The following is a 17,461-nucleotide window of genomic DNA, read 5'->3' on the forward strand; positions in this document are numbered from 1 at the left end:
TCACAAGATGAGTCAGGACCGCAGGGCAACAGGCCAGGCCTTGCAATGCCACGGCCCTGCAGGGACTGTCCTGCAGGGGCTGCCCTGCCATGCAATGCATGGTTATGAGAGCACGGGCATGGGCAAAAGCACCGGAGTTGATGCCATACGGTATCTGAGCCTGAGGTCAGGGGCTTTGTGTTTTGCAGGCCGGGCTGGCCGGGGCTCAGTAAAATCAGTAAGACACTAAAGAGGGCGCTCAGGGCCAAAATGCTTGCTGAGCGCACTGTGTGTGTTTAATCGGTGGGACCCGTCCCTGTCATGGAGGCAGTTGCGCAGGCTATGCGCCTTTGCGCAGGCCGTTGCGCCTGCCATGCGCCTGTCGGCGCTTTGCGGCGCCAGGTGGCGCCTTGCGCAGTCTTGCTGCTGCATGCAGATCGGGACTGGTAAGTCTGTTACTTTGCAGAGTCGCTGTCAGCTGCACGGGCCTGATCTGAGGTCATGGCGGCAGCGGCTTCAGCCTCCTGCTGGCGGCGCTGTTCGCGCAGCATCTTTTCTTCCTTGAGCTTGCCCTTGATGATGGCACCCAGGGCCAGAACAATCAGGACAATGAAGATCCAGCAGTAAACGCTGCTGAAGAAGATTGACGGATCGCCCTCAGAGAGCATCAGGGCACGACGGAAGTTGGTTTCAGTCATATCGCCCAGTACCAGACCAAGCAGAATAGGGATGGCTGGCAGGTCAATCTTGCGCAGGATCCATGCAGCTATACCGAAGTACAGAGCGATGGATACGTCAAAGTAATTCTTGTTGATGGAGTAGGCGCCAGCATAACAGAAGATGACAATGACTGGGGTCAGAATCTCCTGAGGAACAGCTACTACCCTGGCAAATACGCGGGTCAGATAGCGACCCTGAATTAACATGAAGATGTTAACCAGAATCAGACCCAGCATGATAGCGTACATGATGTCGCCATCAGTTGTGAACAGCGACAGGCCAGGATTTAAGCCGTTGATCATCAGAGCTGAAAGCATGATGGCCACGGTTCCGTCACCTGGAATACCAAGGGTTAGCAGAGGAATCAGAGTAGCGCCGGTTACGGCGTTGTTGGCTGACTCAGCAGCGGCTATGCCTTCTACGCTGCCCTTACCGAACTCTTCCTTACGCCTGGACATGTTTTTGGCCTGGTTGTAGGAGAACCATGAGGCCTCTGCAGCGCCGGTGCCTGGTATGATACCAACCATACAGCCAATGAAGGAAGACATAAGAATAGGACGGACAATACGCTTCTTTTCATCTTTTGTAATGACACCGTCATCGAGCTTCTTTCTGTCTTCAATCCTGAGCTGCTGTACGGCACCGTCAGCCTTGGCAATGATTTCAATCAGAGCGAACAGACCGATAAGACAGATAGCAAGGTCAAGGCCCAGATAGAGGCGGTCAACGTTGAAGGTCAGACGGTCATAGCCTGTCATTGGGTCAGAGCCAATACAGGAAATGGTAAGACCGATACAGGCTGAAATAATACCCTTGATAATGCTCTTGCCGGACACACCTGCGATGATGGTCAGACCGAAAACGCAGACCATGAAGTATTCGGCTGTGCCCAGCTGCGCGGCTACTTTTGCTACCTGAGGGCCCAGGAAGAGCAGCATAAAAGCTGATATGGTACCTCCAATGGTGGAGGCGTAAAGAGCAATCTTGAGAGCTACACGTGAGCGGCCTTTCTGTGACAGAGGGTGACCGTCAAGCATGGTTGCTGCAGCATGAGGAGTACCCGGAGTGTTGATCAGAATGGCGCTGACCGAACCGCCGTATGAACCGGCGCAGTATATACCCAGCAGGAACATCATGCCGGGAATGGCGGTAAGCTGATAGGTAAGGGGTAAAAAGAGAATAACGCAGAGAATAACGCTCAGGCCTGGAATACAGGCAAATACTGCTCCGATGAAAACACCCAGGTTTATCCAGATTATGTTCTGCAGGGTAAAGAGCAGCGAACTGGCGGGGATAATATATTCCAACATACTGTCACCCTGATGCTAGAAGTTAACGCCAAGGCCGAATTTGAAGGCCACCCAGATAAGAACTGCAATGCTCAGAGTAATGGCATAGTAAAGAGGCTTGCGGCAGTTGAAGAACAGCAGGAAAGCCAGTACGCAGAAAATGCTGCCAGCGACAAACAGTTCGGTGTATTTGCTGATGAGATAGGTAGCAATAAGAATGCAGATAATGACTGCGGCCTTGATCTCAACGTAGATGTTGATGGTCTTCATCTCCAGTGGCTGATGGGTAATGATGCGGGTAACATCCTTGATAATCAGCATAGCTGAGCAGATCAGCATCAGATACATGAGCAGCTCAGGGAAGACGCGGCCATTTACGGTATCCTTTTCGGAAACCTCAATCTGACCCGGAATGGCAATGAGCATGATGATGGCCAGAACAGCACAGATCACGCCTGCCGTAATGTTGGAGGGATAGGAAAAAGTCTTATCCTCGAAGCGGGCCCTGGTTGCGGCACGCAGGGCATCAAGCGGGGCAAGTATAAAGTTCATGACAGCTCCTGGACTGCTTTTGCAGTTCCCGGCCCTGAGTCTTTCAGGGGGAAAAGTGCTCTTTAAGGGCATTTTTCGGGGAAAAAACTCAAATTTTGGGCACAAAAAAGGCACAGCACGAAGTTTTTCAACTTAAGACTGTGCCTGCGAAAATATTCAGCTGAAGAAAGGTCTGGCTCTGGTCTGACACCAGCTGAGGTCAGGTCATCTCGCCGGGGACTGTCTCCCTCAGGCGGCCCCCATTGTTCAGGCGGCACCACTGTCCAGTCGGGCCGGAGGTCCATGTGGACCCGTTGTCCAGTTGGACCCTTTGTCCATGTTGACTGGATGTCCTGGGGGCTGGACATTCAGGCCAGAGCGGACCTGTTAGCCCAGAACCTTGTCCTTGTAGGTGTTAACCAGCTCGCGGGTCTGCTCAAGGTGGGCCTTGAAATCAGCATCGGTCATAGGACGGATTTCGATTAACATGGTCTCCTGAACCCACTTTACAAAAGACTCATCCTTTAAGATGGCGTCGTACAGGTCACGCAGCTTCTTGACATCAGCCTCGGAGGTGCCGGCACGGGCAGCTACTACGCAGGCATTGGTGATGAATGGATAGCCGTGCTCGCCTACACCCTGAACACCGGCAAATGGACCGTGCTCAAGAGTCTTGTCGGAGAAAGCGGCGATAACGTCAACCTTGCCCTGCTGAGCGGTTTCGAGAATCTGAGTCTGGTGAGAGATGGCAAAGTTGGTCTCGCCCTTGGCAACAGCCTGAGCAGCTTCAGCAGCAGAGGTGTATGGAGTTACTTTGAAGTCCTTGCTGCCCATATCGGAGAACAGAGCGGTAGCAAGGAAAGCCTCGGTGGAAGTAGCGCCGTTAACAGCGATGTTAACCTTGCCGCCTTCCTCTACGTACTTCTTGAGGTCATCAATGGTCTTGATGTTCAGATTGCTCTGGGCGGACAGTACGAAAACAGCAGAGTAGAGGTTCTGAATTACTACGAAGTCGTCCTCTGAGAAACGTACCTTCTTGGCATCGATGATAGGGCTGATGGCAAGCAGACCTTCGTTGATAAAGGTCAGAGCAGGATCACCGCCCTTCTTGTCCATTACCCATGTGTTGATGGTTGCTGTGTCACCCTTGACAGCCTCGGCAACCAGAATGGTGTCCTTGGAGTAGGTGGTGGACAGGGAAGCGGCCTTCTGGCTGGCCATGGCGGCTACACCAGATGGTGCCCACGGACAGGTTACAGTCCAGGTCTTCTTGTCAGAGCCACAGCCGGTGGCGATGAAGGCTGAAGCGCAAATTACTGCGGCAGTCTTAAGAAGGGTCTTTAATCTCATATTAACTAAACTCCTGAAAGTGTCCTGCATGCCTGCCGGATATAAAGCATCGCCACAGCTCCAGCACTTATGCACTGAAAGTCCGTGGCAGCCGGATGTCCGGCATGGTGCACAAGGCCCGGTGATATACCAGTTAACCCTGAGAGCACCGAAAAAGTACAAGTTACAGTGGTTAGATCTGACTAAACCCCGTAGACAAGGTCAGACAATAAAACCTCAGTCGGAGCTGGCCCTCCGCCCCGTTGCCGGGCGGAGTCTGGCAGGCATCAGTCACTGAATAAGGACCGTCTTGCGGTCACTGCAATCTACGAGGCTATTGTCACCCCTAATACCTGGATTCAATATGACTAAAATCATAAAAAGTCCCCTGATCCCCGCTTTAACCCTGCCCAATTTTCAAAAGTGTGAACAAGGCCATATTTTTCGCCGCTCCCTGGCCAGAAATTCAATACATCAGCTCCTCAGCACATAAGCCTCACAACACAGCCGCCTCGCAACGCCCCGCAACGCCCCGCCCGGCCGCACCTCCCATTCACACGTCCCGCAACGACGACAGCCATCGCCTGAGCCAGATTCCGGGCCACCCGTCGCCATAGCCCCATACGCAGGCTTTACCAGATTCAGGCGGCTGACCGGCAACAGGCAACAAAAACCTGCAACCGGCCTTCAGCCATCAGCCAGCCCGCACGCTGAAACCAGGCTTGCACAGTCCACAAGGGCAGAGACCTCGCAGGCAGGGACCACGGAGGCAGAGACCAGGCAGGCAGGGACCACGGAGGCAGAGACCAGGCAGGCAGGGACCACGGAGGCAGAGACCAGGCTGGCAGAGACCAGGCAGGGACCAGGCTGGCAGGGGCCTGCTTGATGAGACTGTACAGACAGCACTGGATGAGCTCCGCTATGGTGCAGCTTCAGGGAGGGCGTAAAGCGCAGTGAGGACTGCTGTTATTGGTATGCTGAAGGACAGGCTGGAGAACGGGATGGACAGGCAGGCGCGCGCATTGAGGGGCGGAGGACGGGCTTTTAATAAGGGGTAGAATATGCACAATTACAGCGCATTCATGCAGGCTTGAAAAGTGACATTAATGTGTAATTATTCTTCTATGTGTCAGATTGATGCGTAATTTGCTGCTTGTACATAAAATGATGTTTTAAGCCAGGTTCTGGAGCATTAAAGTCCTGTAATGACCGGGCCTGGCGGCCTTGAACAAGATACAGCATCAGGCACCGTGTGCCCCGGGCATTAGGGCATGGCTGGAAAAATATGCCAGGCACGGTAGATTTTATGGAAAAAAACTGCAAGCCCTGTGTTCAATTATGGCTTTTTTAACATTAGAATATGACCCCGGTTACATTCAGCTCAGGCAGTTGTGACCGAATGAAATTTCTTTCCTGCCTCAGGTATATATCAGCTTTACAGCTGTTACTGCATGGCACAGATCCTCATGTTCTGAGCTTCAGACAGCACTCAGGAATGACCCTTGTCTCTACAATAGAAGTAAACATGGGTTACAGGACAATCCCTGGTCATGTAAACGTTTAAAACTGCACGTAAGCAGCATGGCAGTCAAAACAGCATCATGCTGTGTGAGGGTAAATTTCTGTGCCCTGTCAGATGAGCGGCACAGGCTCATCTTGCTGGCCATGACATGCAGCCTGCAGGGCATGACATGCACCTCGCAGAGCATGCATACGGCCTGCAGGACATGACATGCACCTTGTAGAGCATGCATACGGCCTGCAGTACATGACATGCATCTTGTAGAGCCTGCATACGCCCTGTCGGGCATGCTTGCAGGCTGTGCTGCGCCAGAGCAGGAAAAGAAATTTGCAGGCGTGGGCTCTTTGCTGTGCTTTCTCAGGAGCCGCGCTGCAGCTGTGAATTCTTGTTTGTCTCTATCTGCTGTACAGGGTCAAAGGCCATCTGGCCTCAGCGTTCATCAGATGTACTGATCAGACTTGCGGCAAACCGATTGTAGTGACGTAGCTGGTTAGTGAGGATCGTACAGATCTTTTGCTTTTTGTCCGGCGCCATGAGCGTTCGGCCAGCAGACGACAAAACAAAAACATAAACTCACCAGGTCATTTCAGTGCTGATTGACAGATTACAGGAATCATATGGCCAGGGCACGTAAGCGTGTGATCTGCTCTGCAGCATCCTCGCGCGCATCATGCTATGCCCGGTTACGGCCATGCTCCTGCACGGCTCTGTCCCGATGCCGTTGTCTGTTGTTAAGCATCTGAGGTGCATGCCTGTCTGTTAAATGCTCTCAGGCAGCAATTAAGCTGTTCAGGGGAGCCCTTGATTAAGGTCCTGCGGATTTGTGAACTGCTGACCTGTGACATGGGGACAAGACAGTAATGACTGAGGCTGCGCGCTATGCAGGTGCAGTCGCTTTGCCGTGGTGAACTCATCAGGAGTTGAAAATGGTCACATGGTATTATCAGCTGGGACTGCGCGCCAAGCTCTTCCTGAGCTTCGGTGTTGTTATCGTCATGAGCATCATCATTGCCGGTACGTCCCTGTCTCAGATGAACAAGAGCCGTGAGCTTGCCGACTACATGCAGTGGTCTCTGGCCGAGCGTTATGCCCGCGTTGACGGAACCCTCACCGCCGCTGTGGATATGATGAACAACGTTAACAAGTTCATCGATTCAGGTAAGACCGGAACTTCCTTACACGATGATGCCAGAAAGGCCCTGAACAAATTCCTTGACCTCGCATCCAATCTGGAAACCGGTCGCTTCCCTAATGAAATCAACCGCATCAGAGACAATGCCGGCCGTCTTCGTGATGTTTTTGAAAACAAGATTCACCCTCTTGTTGTCAAAAACGACATTCCAAGCGCCGGTCACATATTTGCCGAAGAGGTAACTCCTCTGTTCATGGCTCTGGTAGGCGACCTTAACGTAGTTCGTTCCTATCAGATTACCGACGTACTGGGCAAGTCAAAAGAGGCTGCCAGCGTTGAGCCTGTTATCTGGGTAGGTATCCTGTCTGTAGGCGTTATCATTGCCTCCATGATTGTAGCCAGCCTGACAGCAGCCTATGCCCGAGGTGCCCTGACCGCTCTTGATGAAGTTATTACCCGCATTGAAAAAGGTGAACTGGGCAAAAAGATTGATCTTAAGTATCACGATGAGTTCGGCCGCCTGGGGCAGTCTCTTGAGACCATGCGCGGTATCCTGTTTGAAATTATTCAGGACATGATCAGTGCCAGTACCTTCGCAAAGAAGAGCATGCATGAAATGATCGACCGCATGACCAGTGTCTACAACAATGCCCGCGAAGCTGAAAACCGTACCGTTACCGTAGCTGCTGCTGCCAATCAGATGGTATCTACCAGCCAGGAAATTGCTCAAAACTGTGAGGCGGCCGCAGGTCTGTCCAGGGCTTCAAGCAATATCACCCAGACAGGTATTGGTCACGCCAAGGAATCCATTGCCAGCATCTACCGCCAGTCTGAACAGACCCGCTCTGACAGTGAGCAGATTGAGGCCATGATTAAGCAGACCCGCTCCATTAACTCAATTGTGGGCACTATTGACGAGATTGCGGCCCAGACCAACCTGCTGGCTCTGAACGCTGCCATTGAGGCTGCCCGTGCCGGTGAGGCAGGTCGTGGCTTTGCCGTGGTAGCTGACGAAGTACGTGCTCTGGCCAGTCGCACCTCATCATCCATCAGTGAGATTAATGACATGGTCAGCCTGATTGAGCGTGATGCCAACAATGCATCAGCCTCCATGGAGCGCTCAGTTAATGACATGGGCAATATTGCTGAAGAGACCTCAGGCCTTGAAAATGTCTTCAATGACATTCTCAAGCACGTCGACAACGTAAATGCCCAGATCAATCAGATCGCAGCATCCGTTGAGGAGCAGACCACAGCCTCATCCGAGATCTCATCTCACATTCAGAACCTGACCACTGATGCTCAAAACTTTGCTGAAGCAGCCGAGTCCACCATGGCTGTAATGAAGCAGACTGCCGACGATATCGATACTCTTAACAGTAAGATGAGCCGCTTCAAGCTATAATTCTGCGGTCATGTTAAAGCCTGGCATCTGCAGCCCTGTCTGCAGATGTCGGCCAGACAGTTACCTGGGACCAGTGCCTGCAGTAAGGAAGCAGCCATGCTGACAGCGTTTTTGCCATTTCTGCAGAAACCTCATTGTTAAGGAATGGGGACAGTTACCCCAGACAGCATAATAATCAGGGCGCATGCCGGAAATTCCGGGATGCGCCCTTGCTTTTTGCGCAAGCATGGCAAGTACCCCGGCCAGGCTGCGTGCACCGCGTTAAATGCTCAGGTGCGTACCAGGCCGCAAGCGGCCTGCGGCTGCGCCTTTGAGCTGTGTTTATCACCTTGATTACAGCTCATTGACACAGTGGGAAACAGTTGCTATGTTGATTCCCGTGTTTACCATCTATACCAGCCGGGCGCGCAATCACGGCCCAGAACACGTCTCAATGAGGCCTCTGGCCCCCGAAGATACTCGTCAGCAGCATTGCCATAAGGACATGCTGAGCGCAGATTTCCTGCTGCATCAGGACAGAAAAGCTGGCGGTCAGGCCTGGCGGTGAAAGCCATGTCGCAAGGACCGGCAATGCCGGCCCTGACGGGACAGTCCAGGCGGGACAGCCCAGACGATACGTCCGAACGGGACGTCCGGACGGAAAGACCGGAACAGGCCTGACGGCATGACCATGCAGGACGTGGCAGACAGGACGGAACGGGATGGCTGGCCAGGCCATGCCAGGCTGTGAAAACCGGGGCTCAGCGAGCTTATGGATGGGCGCTGACAGGTTCACTTAATGGTGAAGCAGTTAAATTAACCATGGATTAAGGTTCAGGTTCTTATGCAATATACAGATTTACTCAAAGATGATGCCTCACGTGGAGCAGAGCGTCCCGGTAAGGAGCAGCTGCAGACTCTGGAGCAGCTTATTGCTGAGGGTCTGTATATCGACAGAACCATGCAGATTAAGAATCTGTACTGCTCAGGAGTAAGCCGCTGCGATTACCTGATGCGTCCTCGTGGCTTTGGCAAGCGCATTTTCTGCGACACTCTTGAGGCTCTGTTTACCCACGACTTTGAGCGCCTGAAGGGCGCAGCTGCCTGTGACAGCTGGACTGAACCGTACTGCAGGGTAGTGCGCCTTGATTTTGCCCGTATTGCCCGTGCTGTACCTGAGCGCTCCGTACTGGTCCATGAAAGTTTCAGCCAGTCTCTGCATGACAAGGCTGTTAATGAGGGCTATGCCGCCTCTCAGCTGTCAGCTCATGCCAATGACGATTTCCGTCCTGTAAGTGACGACCCTGACAATCTGCAGCCTCCTTTCATGTATTCAGGTGAGGATGCTCAGGCCGAGGGCCTTATGGACTCTTCAGCTGACACAGGCAGTGACGCCGACAGCTCCAGCCAGATGTCTGCAGAGCGCCGCATTCTCAACTCGTCTGTTCCGGGGGGCGGCTCTGCTGATGCAGAGAACAACCCTGACGGCTCTGAGGCCGGTGAGGATGGCGATGATCTCTATATTTTCGGCTCATCACTTTACAGCCTGCTCTATGAGCAGATTACCCGCGAAGACCGTGGTCCATCCGGTGCGATTATGGCTGACCACCTGCCAGGCGGCTCTGCTGGCAGCACCAGTCAGGGCGATATGGAAAACTTCGGTGCCATGCTCAGCCGCTGCACCGAAAGAGCCTCTTTTGTAAATATCAATCAGCTGCTGACCCGCTGCCGTCAGAACTCCCGCGTGCTCATCATTGAAAACTTCGATGCCCCTCTGATGGCGGCACTTGATGAGCCACGTCTGTACAACTACCGTACCCGCTTCATTGGCGCATTCCTCAACCTGCTGGGCCGCAACCGCAAGATCTTCCGCCACATTCTCGTGACCGGAACAGCTGCCATGGACTATCGTGAGGCCACTGAGGAATATCCGCCACTGATGAAGTACCTGCCTCTGTCACGCTCTTTCTGCTATGGCAAGGAAAGCTCTGGACTTCTGGGTGTCACCGAGGAGGATCTGCGCTCAGAGCAGTTCCGTCCTTTCATTGATCGCGCCGTAACGGCCATGAACAATGAGTTCATTGCCGCCGGATCACCACCTCCATTTGATTATGAGAGCATGATCCGTCGCCTCAAGTACTACTACGGCAATTACTCCTTTGATCACATCTGTACAGTTCTCAACCCTGTTTCGGTAATCAACTTCCTGAGAAAGCCTGAAAACGGCTTCCGTCTGTACTGGTTTGAGCACTCAACTATCAATTTCTCAGCCCTGTGCAAGGCCTGCCGTCTTACTGATGAGCAGCTCTTCGTGCAGCTTGAGCGCATCTTCAAGGGTGGCATTCGTCTGTTAATCGAAGGCTGCATCATGCCCGTACTCATCAATGATGAGGGACTGAACACTGTTCCTGCGGATGATAATGATGATGAGGTGGCCGATGACATGCACAGGAAGATTCAGGCCCTGCTCAGCGCTCATCCTGATGTGGACATGGATCGTCTGCTGGCCATTATGCAGCGTGTGCTCAAGCCTGCCACCTTCCGTCGTTTTGTCAAAGAGTTCTTCCCTGAGCGCTACAAAAACTTTGCATCTGATGATGATGCCGAAAGCATGGAAGAGAGCACCAGAGACATGGCCTTAAGTATTGGCGAGTCTCTGGCCAATGTTACCTTTGCCGATGACGGAGCCTTTGTTAAGGATCAGCCGGTCTCCGCAGCCAGCACTGCTACTGTCTCTGATGAGCCGTCCATGATGCTCGATGACAACCGTGATCAGGAGTCAGGACTGGCCAACGACTACGAAAGCACAGCTCAGCTGCGCCGCGCTAATGACAATGAAGCTCTGGCTCAGGGCGGCAGGGGTATTCCTCTGCCTGCCATGCTCTTTTTCATGGGCTACCTGACCTCAGCACGCTACCATATCAAAGACACATACACCTGTATGCCGTCCTTTGAGGTCTACCATGGCTTTAAGACCCTGATTGTGAACCATTTCTTCAATGGAAATGGCAATATCACCCGTGTTGATCCTCTGGCTGACGACACCTTCTTCCCATACGACCATAAAGGCATGCTGCAGCTCTTCCATGAGGTGGTCAGCTCCTTTGATGCCAGTGTCCTCAGGGAGGAACTAACCCCAGGCACTCTGGCTGCGGCATTGATGCTGTGGATGCAGATGCATCATGAAAAGTCCGGCACCATGGCAACAGGTACCGGCTACCCGCTGATGCGCGACGAGATGCTCAGACGTGCCAGATTAAATGGCCTTGAGGATCTTGACAGTGATATCGATCTCGATAAATTCACTGCCCTTGCCACCAAAGAGACAGCCAAAATCCTATCTGCACGTAATGCAGCGCTCACAAACAACGATCTCTTTATTGATCCTCTGGCAGATTACGATCTTGATGAACAGGGTTCAGCTCAGCAGTCGCAGAAGCACGAGCCAGCCGACCATGATGATGCTGCATCCACCCCGGTTCATCATGCTGCGCCATCTGATTCTTCAGGTGTAGCCGTACGTGCCCAAAAGGCTCAGCACCTGCCAGGCAATGCCAGTGAGCAGGACGATGACACAACAGCAGACTCATCCGCATCAGCTGATGCATCCGCATCCGCTGGCGTGTCTGCATCTTCCGACGTATCCCCATCAGATGCGGCTCAGGGCAATGCTGCCGCCCCACGATCCCGTCCTGATATTAAGGATATTCGACGCCTGCTTGCTGCCCGTGCAGCAAAGCGTTGTGCCGGGGCAGGCAGTGAGGAACAGGATGCTGTTGTAGCTGTTATCGAAGAGTCAGCTGCCGATGACATCGGCGGTGAATATGGATATGACGGCGAGCACAGTGGTGAGAAAGCTGGCTCTTCCAGAAACAGACCTGGCAGATCAGCTTCATCAGGATCTTCAGGCAGGAGCAGGACCGGTGCGACCTCCACCAGAGCCGCAGGTTCCGGATACGGTGATTACGGGGATGATAAATCTCCGGATGAGCTGACGGACGATATTGACTTCGAAATAGATGAGATGGTACGCGATGCCGCCCTCTCCAGCGGCATGGATGTTATTGACCGTACTGGTGATAACGGTGTCAGCGATATCAGCGATCCAGACGGTGCAGATGCTCAGGGCAGTGATCCTGAGGATCAGAGCGAGCGCAGCCGCCGTATCAGCAAGTTGCGTGAGCGTATTCGTCAGAAGCTGCGTGGTCGCAGTGAGCATGAGCGCTCCGAGCTGGAAAAGAGCGCCAATGAGGAAAAGACCCTGGAGCAGCTGCTTGAGGAGGGTATGAAGTCAGCTGATGCCTTCATGAATGCTGTCGATGCACAAATGGGGGCTGAATCAGGTGGCGCTCAGGTAATACGTATTCCTCGTGATCCTGCCGAGACTGGCAGCGCCATGGTAGATGATGAAAACTCTGACAAGGTGCTCAGCAGTGCTGAAAGTGCTGAACTTGACTCATCACAGAGCGCTCAGCGCGCCGGTGGCAGCAAAGGCAATGAGGTAAACATTACTCCGGCTGACAGCAGCCTCAAAATCGGCTCTGCTCAGAATCTGGTGTCCTCCGATGATACTGAGGAAAACGAGCAGAACGACCAGGACTGCTGCAAAATTGATGACTTTGGCAATCTTGCAGTCAAATTCATCAAAAAGCCGTCAGCTCGAACCATTATGAACCTGCAGAAGCTTTCAGAGAGCGATGCCCGTTCATTGTGGAAGCACAGCCTTACCCGCAAGCTCACTGAAAGTCAGAATCTGCTTGCTGAGGGCCCGGCAGCCCGTCCTGCAGGACTTACAATACCGGCTGCTGACAATGAAGGTCATGCTGTGCGCGTGGAAAGCATAGTATCAATGATCAACAGGAGTCGCGATGTTAAAGATCCGTCTGTGATCATTGATTACCGCAGCTATGTGAACATACTCAATCAGTTAAAGCTGGTCATTGTGGCACCTGACTGTCGTGAAAAGCGCGATGAGCTGGCCCGACTCAGTCAGCTGGCCTATGAAAAAGGTCTTACTAATGCGGTAAAGGTGGCCGATGAGGCCATTGCCCGTATTGACGCTAAGGGCAATGAGGTCAAAGGCGGTCCGGGCTGGGCAGATTATAACGATCTGACCTCGGTACTGATTGATCAGATTCAGTACATTTCCCGCACCAGAAGTACTCATGAGGCCCGCAGCATCATTTCATCAATTATGGCCATGTCTTCTGAGCAGCGTCTGATAAACGTGACTGCTTTTGGCGTCTATACCATGCAGCAGCTCATGAAAGGCCAGAACAGCGACATGAGTGCACGTCTGAACGCGGCCCTTGGCAAAGTGCAGGAAGGCGTGACCTCAAGGGCTGGAGAGCGGGCCAGAAAAGCGGCCGGCAAAGGTATTACCAGCGCAAGAGGACGACCAGTCAGAGGTGTTTCCTCCTCAGCCCAGGAAGATGCAGCCGGCCTGCAGTACGGCGCAGCATCTGACAACGCGTCGGGCAGCCATGCTGGCAGCCAGTCTGTCAGCCCGGATGGCACAGCCACCAGGGAAAGTACAGCGCTGCGTAAGCTCTTTAAGTCCGCACTTTCTGTACCTGACTCAGTGGGCAAGGCAATCACCATGCGTCGCATAATGCTTCTGGCTCATGAGAATGGTGACAGCGAGCTGGAGCTTGAGATTCTGGAGGCTGTTACCGACCTTATCAAGCGCATGGAAAGCAGTCATCCAGGCCTGATGAAGAAGAAGCTTGATGAGAGTGCTCCGGCACCATTCTTTATGAGCATACGCCCAATTGAACGTCAGTTTGGCGAGCATGAGCGCATGCTCTCCAGCCTCAATCTCTTTGCGCTGATGGCTGATCCGTATAACAGTGGCATTAATGTCAATGAGCACAACAATCTGACTATTTATGACAATCATTCAGCTATTGTGCTTGAAATCGGAGTTGCCTCTTCATCAGGACAGCTGCCTCAGGTAGTCACCGAGACCCGTAAGAAGCTTGCCCGCGTTCGCAACCCGCTGGCAGCCGTACTGCGCCAGCCTCGCACCTTTGCCGCCTCCTACATCACTTCAAGAGTGTCCATGGTGGTTAAAAACGACTTTGGCGACTGCTCGCTGGTTGAGTTATGCAACATAGACGATGGCGATCCAAAGGGTCAGTACCTCAATTATGAGGAGATGATGGCTGGCGAGAACAGGGGCAGTCAGGCCGCTCTGGAGCAGCCTGGCCATGATGTCTCCCTTGAGGCTGACCCTGTAGCTGATGCTGCTGACGCCGCCGCTGCCGAGGCCGTCGCCAACGCCGCAGCCAACGCTGCCCTCTCCGGCGACGATGCAGCCGCCCTCCCAGGCAATGATGCAGCCGTCCCGGCAAAGCCACGCGCCCGTCGCAAGGCCATCACCAGAGCCAAGGCAGCAGAGGCAACAGCTTCCGCAGCCGGTGATGAGCCTGAGGCCAGGGCAAAGCCAGAGGCTAAGGCCAAAGCAAAGCCAGCCCGCAAGACTGCGGCATCCAAGGCCAGGGCTGCAGCCGCAGCAGAAGCCGCAGCTGAGGATAAGCCAGAGGCTAAGGCCAAGGCCAGACCAGCCCGCAAGACTGCAGTGTCAAAGGCCAGGGCTGCAACAGCAGCAGATGCAGCAGCCGAGGACAAGCCAGAGGCTAAGGCCAAGGCAAAGCCAGCCCGCAAGGCAAATCCTAAGGCAACATCAAAGGCCAGGGCTGCAACAGCTGCAGATGCCGCAGCCGAGGACAAGCCAGAGGCTAAGGCAAAGCCAGCCCGCAAGACTGCAGTGTCAAAGGCCAGGGCTGCAACTACCGCAGCAGATGCCGCAGCCGAGGACAAGCCAGAGGCTAAGGCCAAGGCAAAGCCAGCCCGCAAGACTGCAGTGTCAAAGGCCAGGGCTGCAACTACCGCAGCAGATGCCGCAGCCGAGGACAAGCCAGAGGCTAAGGCCAAGGCAAAGCCAGCCCGTAAGGCTGCTCCTAAGGCAGCAGCAAAGGCCAGGGCTGAATCTGGTACCGCCAGGGTAAAGACCACTGCCCGTCGCAGCAAGAAGGACTAACAGTTTCACCTGCAGGGCATCAGCTTCGCAGGTCATATGGATTAAAAGGCATCATCCCTTATCGGATGGTGCCTTTTGACTTAATGGGGCTGTTGTTTTGATCGCAGACGGTGGAACGAAGTTCTGTTGAGGCGGTAAGGGTACAGGAAAGCTCGGGCCGCTGCCTTGATGGCTGTGCAGACAGGGCGTACCTGTAATCAGGTAACCAGAGCGCGTTGTGCTTTAATAACAGCTTAAGGACAGCTGAAGTCACTGGTTGCAGGCTTGATTATGAGGCTTAGCCGATGAGGCAGTGGGGGCTGGAATGTGTCGATTGTTCTGGGGGAGTGGTCTGCAGGCAGGGATTTACGAGTCCTGTCACTGTCAGCTTGACTATTCGCAGTTTCTTTGGCCAAATTGCACTGCTTTACAGTAAAATTAGTCTGAAATAGTACTTATTCATTGAACGATAATTCGTTGAAATAACGATAAGTTAATTATCAGTCAAGGATTTTATATGACAGTCTCTCCTGTAGCCATGCCCCCACTTAAGCTCCATAAGAACAAGGACTACACCTATGTTTTTACCTACACTGGAATATGGGAGCCAGCCGTCAAGGATGCTGACGGAAACGTCATCAGGAAAGGACGCTCACGCACGATTAACCGCAAAACTGTAGGCAAGATTATTGGAGGCGGGGATAGCGGAGTTATCTGCTTCTATGAGGAGTTCCTCGACAGTAATCCTGAGCTCAGAGACTACATTGTTGTCCGCAACCCGGATGGAACATTGACCTGTACCAGGATTTCCGGTCAGACTGCAGACAATAAGTCAGATCGAGAGCAGATATCCGCACTTATAGGGCATCACGGCTATGAGCTTGATGACAGCGGCAGGGTGACCAGGAGCGCAGACGGTGCACCAGTCGGTACTTATCCATCAGACGGTTTTGAATCTTCGTTTGAAGCAAAGCGCAAAGTTCTGAACAACAAGACCCTTACTGATACTGATGGCAGTCAAATATGTACAAAGATGGCCGGATCAGTGCTCTATCTTGATCACCTGTCATTTAAAACAGGTGTAAGAGCAGCTCTGGTAAAGACCTTTGAGCAGATATGTAAAGTCAGGACAAAAGATGCATTGCATGGTGCTAACCACATTGAGACTGTGGTCTACAACATGATTGTTTCAGGTGAAAGCACTTGTGAGGGCCTGCCAAATTTCTGCTCCGAGCACGCTGTAGCCGATTGTGTTTCAGGAAGACGCAGCAGCTTTCTCAAATACATCAATCATGTTGATAAGGCATTCATTGACTGCTTCCACCAGAACTTCCTCGAGGAATATTTCAAGGGGAAATCAGGGAGAGTTTTGAACTCAGGAATAATTGCAGCAGTTGATGGATGTTCATTTAAGCGCAAGAACAATGAAGGCATGTTTGGCGAAATGGACAGTAGCAAGGATGGTGCTTTCAAGGATCAGCCTTATGTACAGTTCGTATGTGATGCTGATAAGCTCGGATTTCCTTTTTTCTACGTGCTTTATGACGGTCAGGACAGTGAATGTTGTGCTTTACAAAGCATTATGAAGAAGCTTGAGTCCTGCAATGTATCCTCAGGCAAAACCTGCATTGTTGTGGACCGAGGTCGTCCTTCTGATGAGGCTGTCGGTGAGCTTTTGCGTAGTGGTCATACTTTTGTAGTCAACTGCAACAAAGGAGAAGGAGCAGCAGTACAGGAGGTTATCAGCAAGGCTATTAAAGATAATATCTGCGGTAACAGCACTTTTATCGAGCTTGATTCTCAATCCATGCACTACGCAGCTTATACCAGGGCATACAGCTGTGATGCGGCGCCTGTACCAGCACCATCACCTGCACCAGCACCGGCATCAGCTGAGGTATCAGCAGTGGCACCAGCCACTGCACCTGCTGAGGCAGAGGGTAAGGAGGCATCCGGCCATGCCAGTGAGGAGCTCAGATACCACGTGTTCTTTGACAGCGAAGTTCAACACCATGCGGTGAAGAAACTGAATCACGAGCTTATTGAACTCACCCGTGCGGTGACTAGTACTAAATTTCAAAAGTTTTGACCCACCCCCTGACATAGCCGGATACAGGGGGATATCAAAATCCAAGCATACGGGTAAGCTTATCCTTGTATTCCTTGACAGCTTTAGAGCTGGGAGCCTTTTCAGATGTAAGCCTGAACAGGTACAGTCCAATTGTATAGAAGTAGCAGTAGCCTGAATTGTTCAGACGCAGACCATTTTTGCATCGTTCAACAATATGCTCAAAACGCTTCTTCATTTGCTCCAGAATTCTTCTCCTTGAAATCAGGTGATTTTCAAGGTTGAACTGGATATTGAAAGGAATAGGATTTTTTTCATATTCCTGGTACCACTTCAAAGAGGCAGATTCAAGCTCATCCACGCTATTCCATGATGCTCCTTTGAGCACTGCATTGGAGTAAATGCTGAAGTGTGCTTCAACCGGGTTGCACCATGATGAGGTAGTAGGAGTGAAAATAAACTCAAACTCAGGGTGTGCGTTGTGCC

Annotated in this window: 6 protein-coding genes and 1 pseudogene; 3 read left to right on the plus strand and 4 right to left on the minus strand. The window is 52.6% G+C overall.

Going from position 1 to position 17,461, the window contains the following annotated elements:
* Positions 1-434: 434 nt before the first annotated feature.
* The 3 genes from MXE39_RS01710 to MXE39_RS01720 form a co-directional block, all read right to left on the minus strand.
* Positions 435-2,009 carry a tripartite tricarboxylate transporter permease gene (locus MXE39_RS01710; protein WP_246976571.1) on the minus strand — a complete coding sequence of 525 codons (1,575 nt, stop codon included), beginning with the start codon at positions 2,007-2,009 and terminating at the stop codon, positions 435-437.
* A 15-nt stretch (positions 2,010-2,024) separates the two neighbouring features.
* Positions 2,025-2,540 carry a tripartite tricarboxylate transporter TctB family protein gene (locus tag MXE39_RS01715; protein ID WP_246976574.1) on the minus strand — a complete coding sequence of 172 codons (516 nt, stop codon included), beginning with the start codon at positions 2,538-2,540 and terminating at the stop codon, positions 2,025-2,027.
* Between the two features lie 366 nt (positions 2,541-2,906).
* On the minus strand, positions 2,907-3,869 hold the full coding sequence (locus MXE39_RS01720) for a tripartite tricarboxylate transporter substrate-binding protein (protein WP_246976577.1): 963 nt from the start codon (positions 3,867-3,869) through the stop codon (positions 2,907-2,909).
* 2,427 nt (positions 3,870-6,296) lie between these two features.
* Here MXE39_RS01720 and MXE39_RS01725 point away from each other — a divergent pair.
* The 3 genes from MXE39_RS01725 (at position 6,297) to MXE39_RS01735 (ending at position 16,996) form a co-directional block, all read left to right on the plus strand.
* Positions 6,297-7,907, plus strand: a complete 1,611-nt coding sequence (locus tag MXE39_RS01725) for a methyl-accepting chemotaxis protein (protein WP_246976579.1) — start codon at positions 6,297-6,299, stop codon at positions 7,905-7,907.
* A gap of 823 nt (positions 7,908-8,730) precedes the next feature.
* On the plus strand, positions 8,731-14,928 hold the full coding sequence (locus MXE39_RS01730; RefSeq protein WP_246976582.1) for an AAA family ATPase: 6,198 nt from the start codon (positions 8,731-8,733) through the stop codon (positions 14,926-14,928).
* A 496-nt stretch (positions 14,929-15,424) separates the two neighbouring features.
* Positions 15,425-16,996, plus strand: a complete 1,572-nt coding sequence (locus MXE39_RS01735) for a hypothetical protein (RefSeq protein ID WP_246976585.1) — start codon at positions 15,425-15,427, stop codon at positions 16,994-16,996.
* Between the two features lie 34 nt (positions 16,997-17,030).
* On the opposite strand, the pseudogene MXE39_RS01740 reads toward MXE39_RS01735, so the two are convergent.
* Positions 17,031-17,461, minus strand: a pseudogene (locus tag MXE39_RS01740) (hypothetical protein); the annotation flags it as partial.

Origin of the sequence: Anaerobiospirillum sp. NML120511 (genome assembly GCF_023050955.1) — a bacterium.
Taxonomy (GTDB): Bacteria; Pseudomonadota; Gammaproteobacteria; order Enterobacterales; family Succinivibrionaceae; genus Anaerobiospirillum.

Coding starts and splice junctions, on each gene's coding strand:
- MXE39_RS01710 (WP_246976571.1), bottom strand. CDS start 2,009: ATGTTGGAATATATTATCCCCGCCAGTTCGCTGCTCTTTACCCTGCAG.
- MXE39_RS01715 (WP_246976574.1), bottom strand. CDS start 2,540: ATGAACTTTATACTTGCCCCGCTTGATGCCCTGCGTGCCGCAACCAGG.
- MXE39_RS01720 (WP_246976577.1), bottom strand. CDS start 3,869: ATGAGATTAAAGACCCTTCTTAAGACTGCCGCAGTAATTTGCGCTTCA.
- MXE39_RS01725 (WP_246976579.1), top strand. CDS start 6,297: ATGGTCACATGGTATTATCAGCTGGGACTGCGCGCCAAGCTCTTCCTG.
- MXE39_RS01730 (WP_246976582.1), top strand. CDS start 8,731: ATGCAATATACAGATTTACTCAAAGATGATGCCTCACGTGGAGCAGAG.
- MXE39_RS01735 (WP_246976585.1), top strand. CDS start 15,425: ATGACAGTCTCTCCTGTAGCCATGCCCCCACTTAAGCTCCATAAGAAC.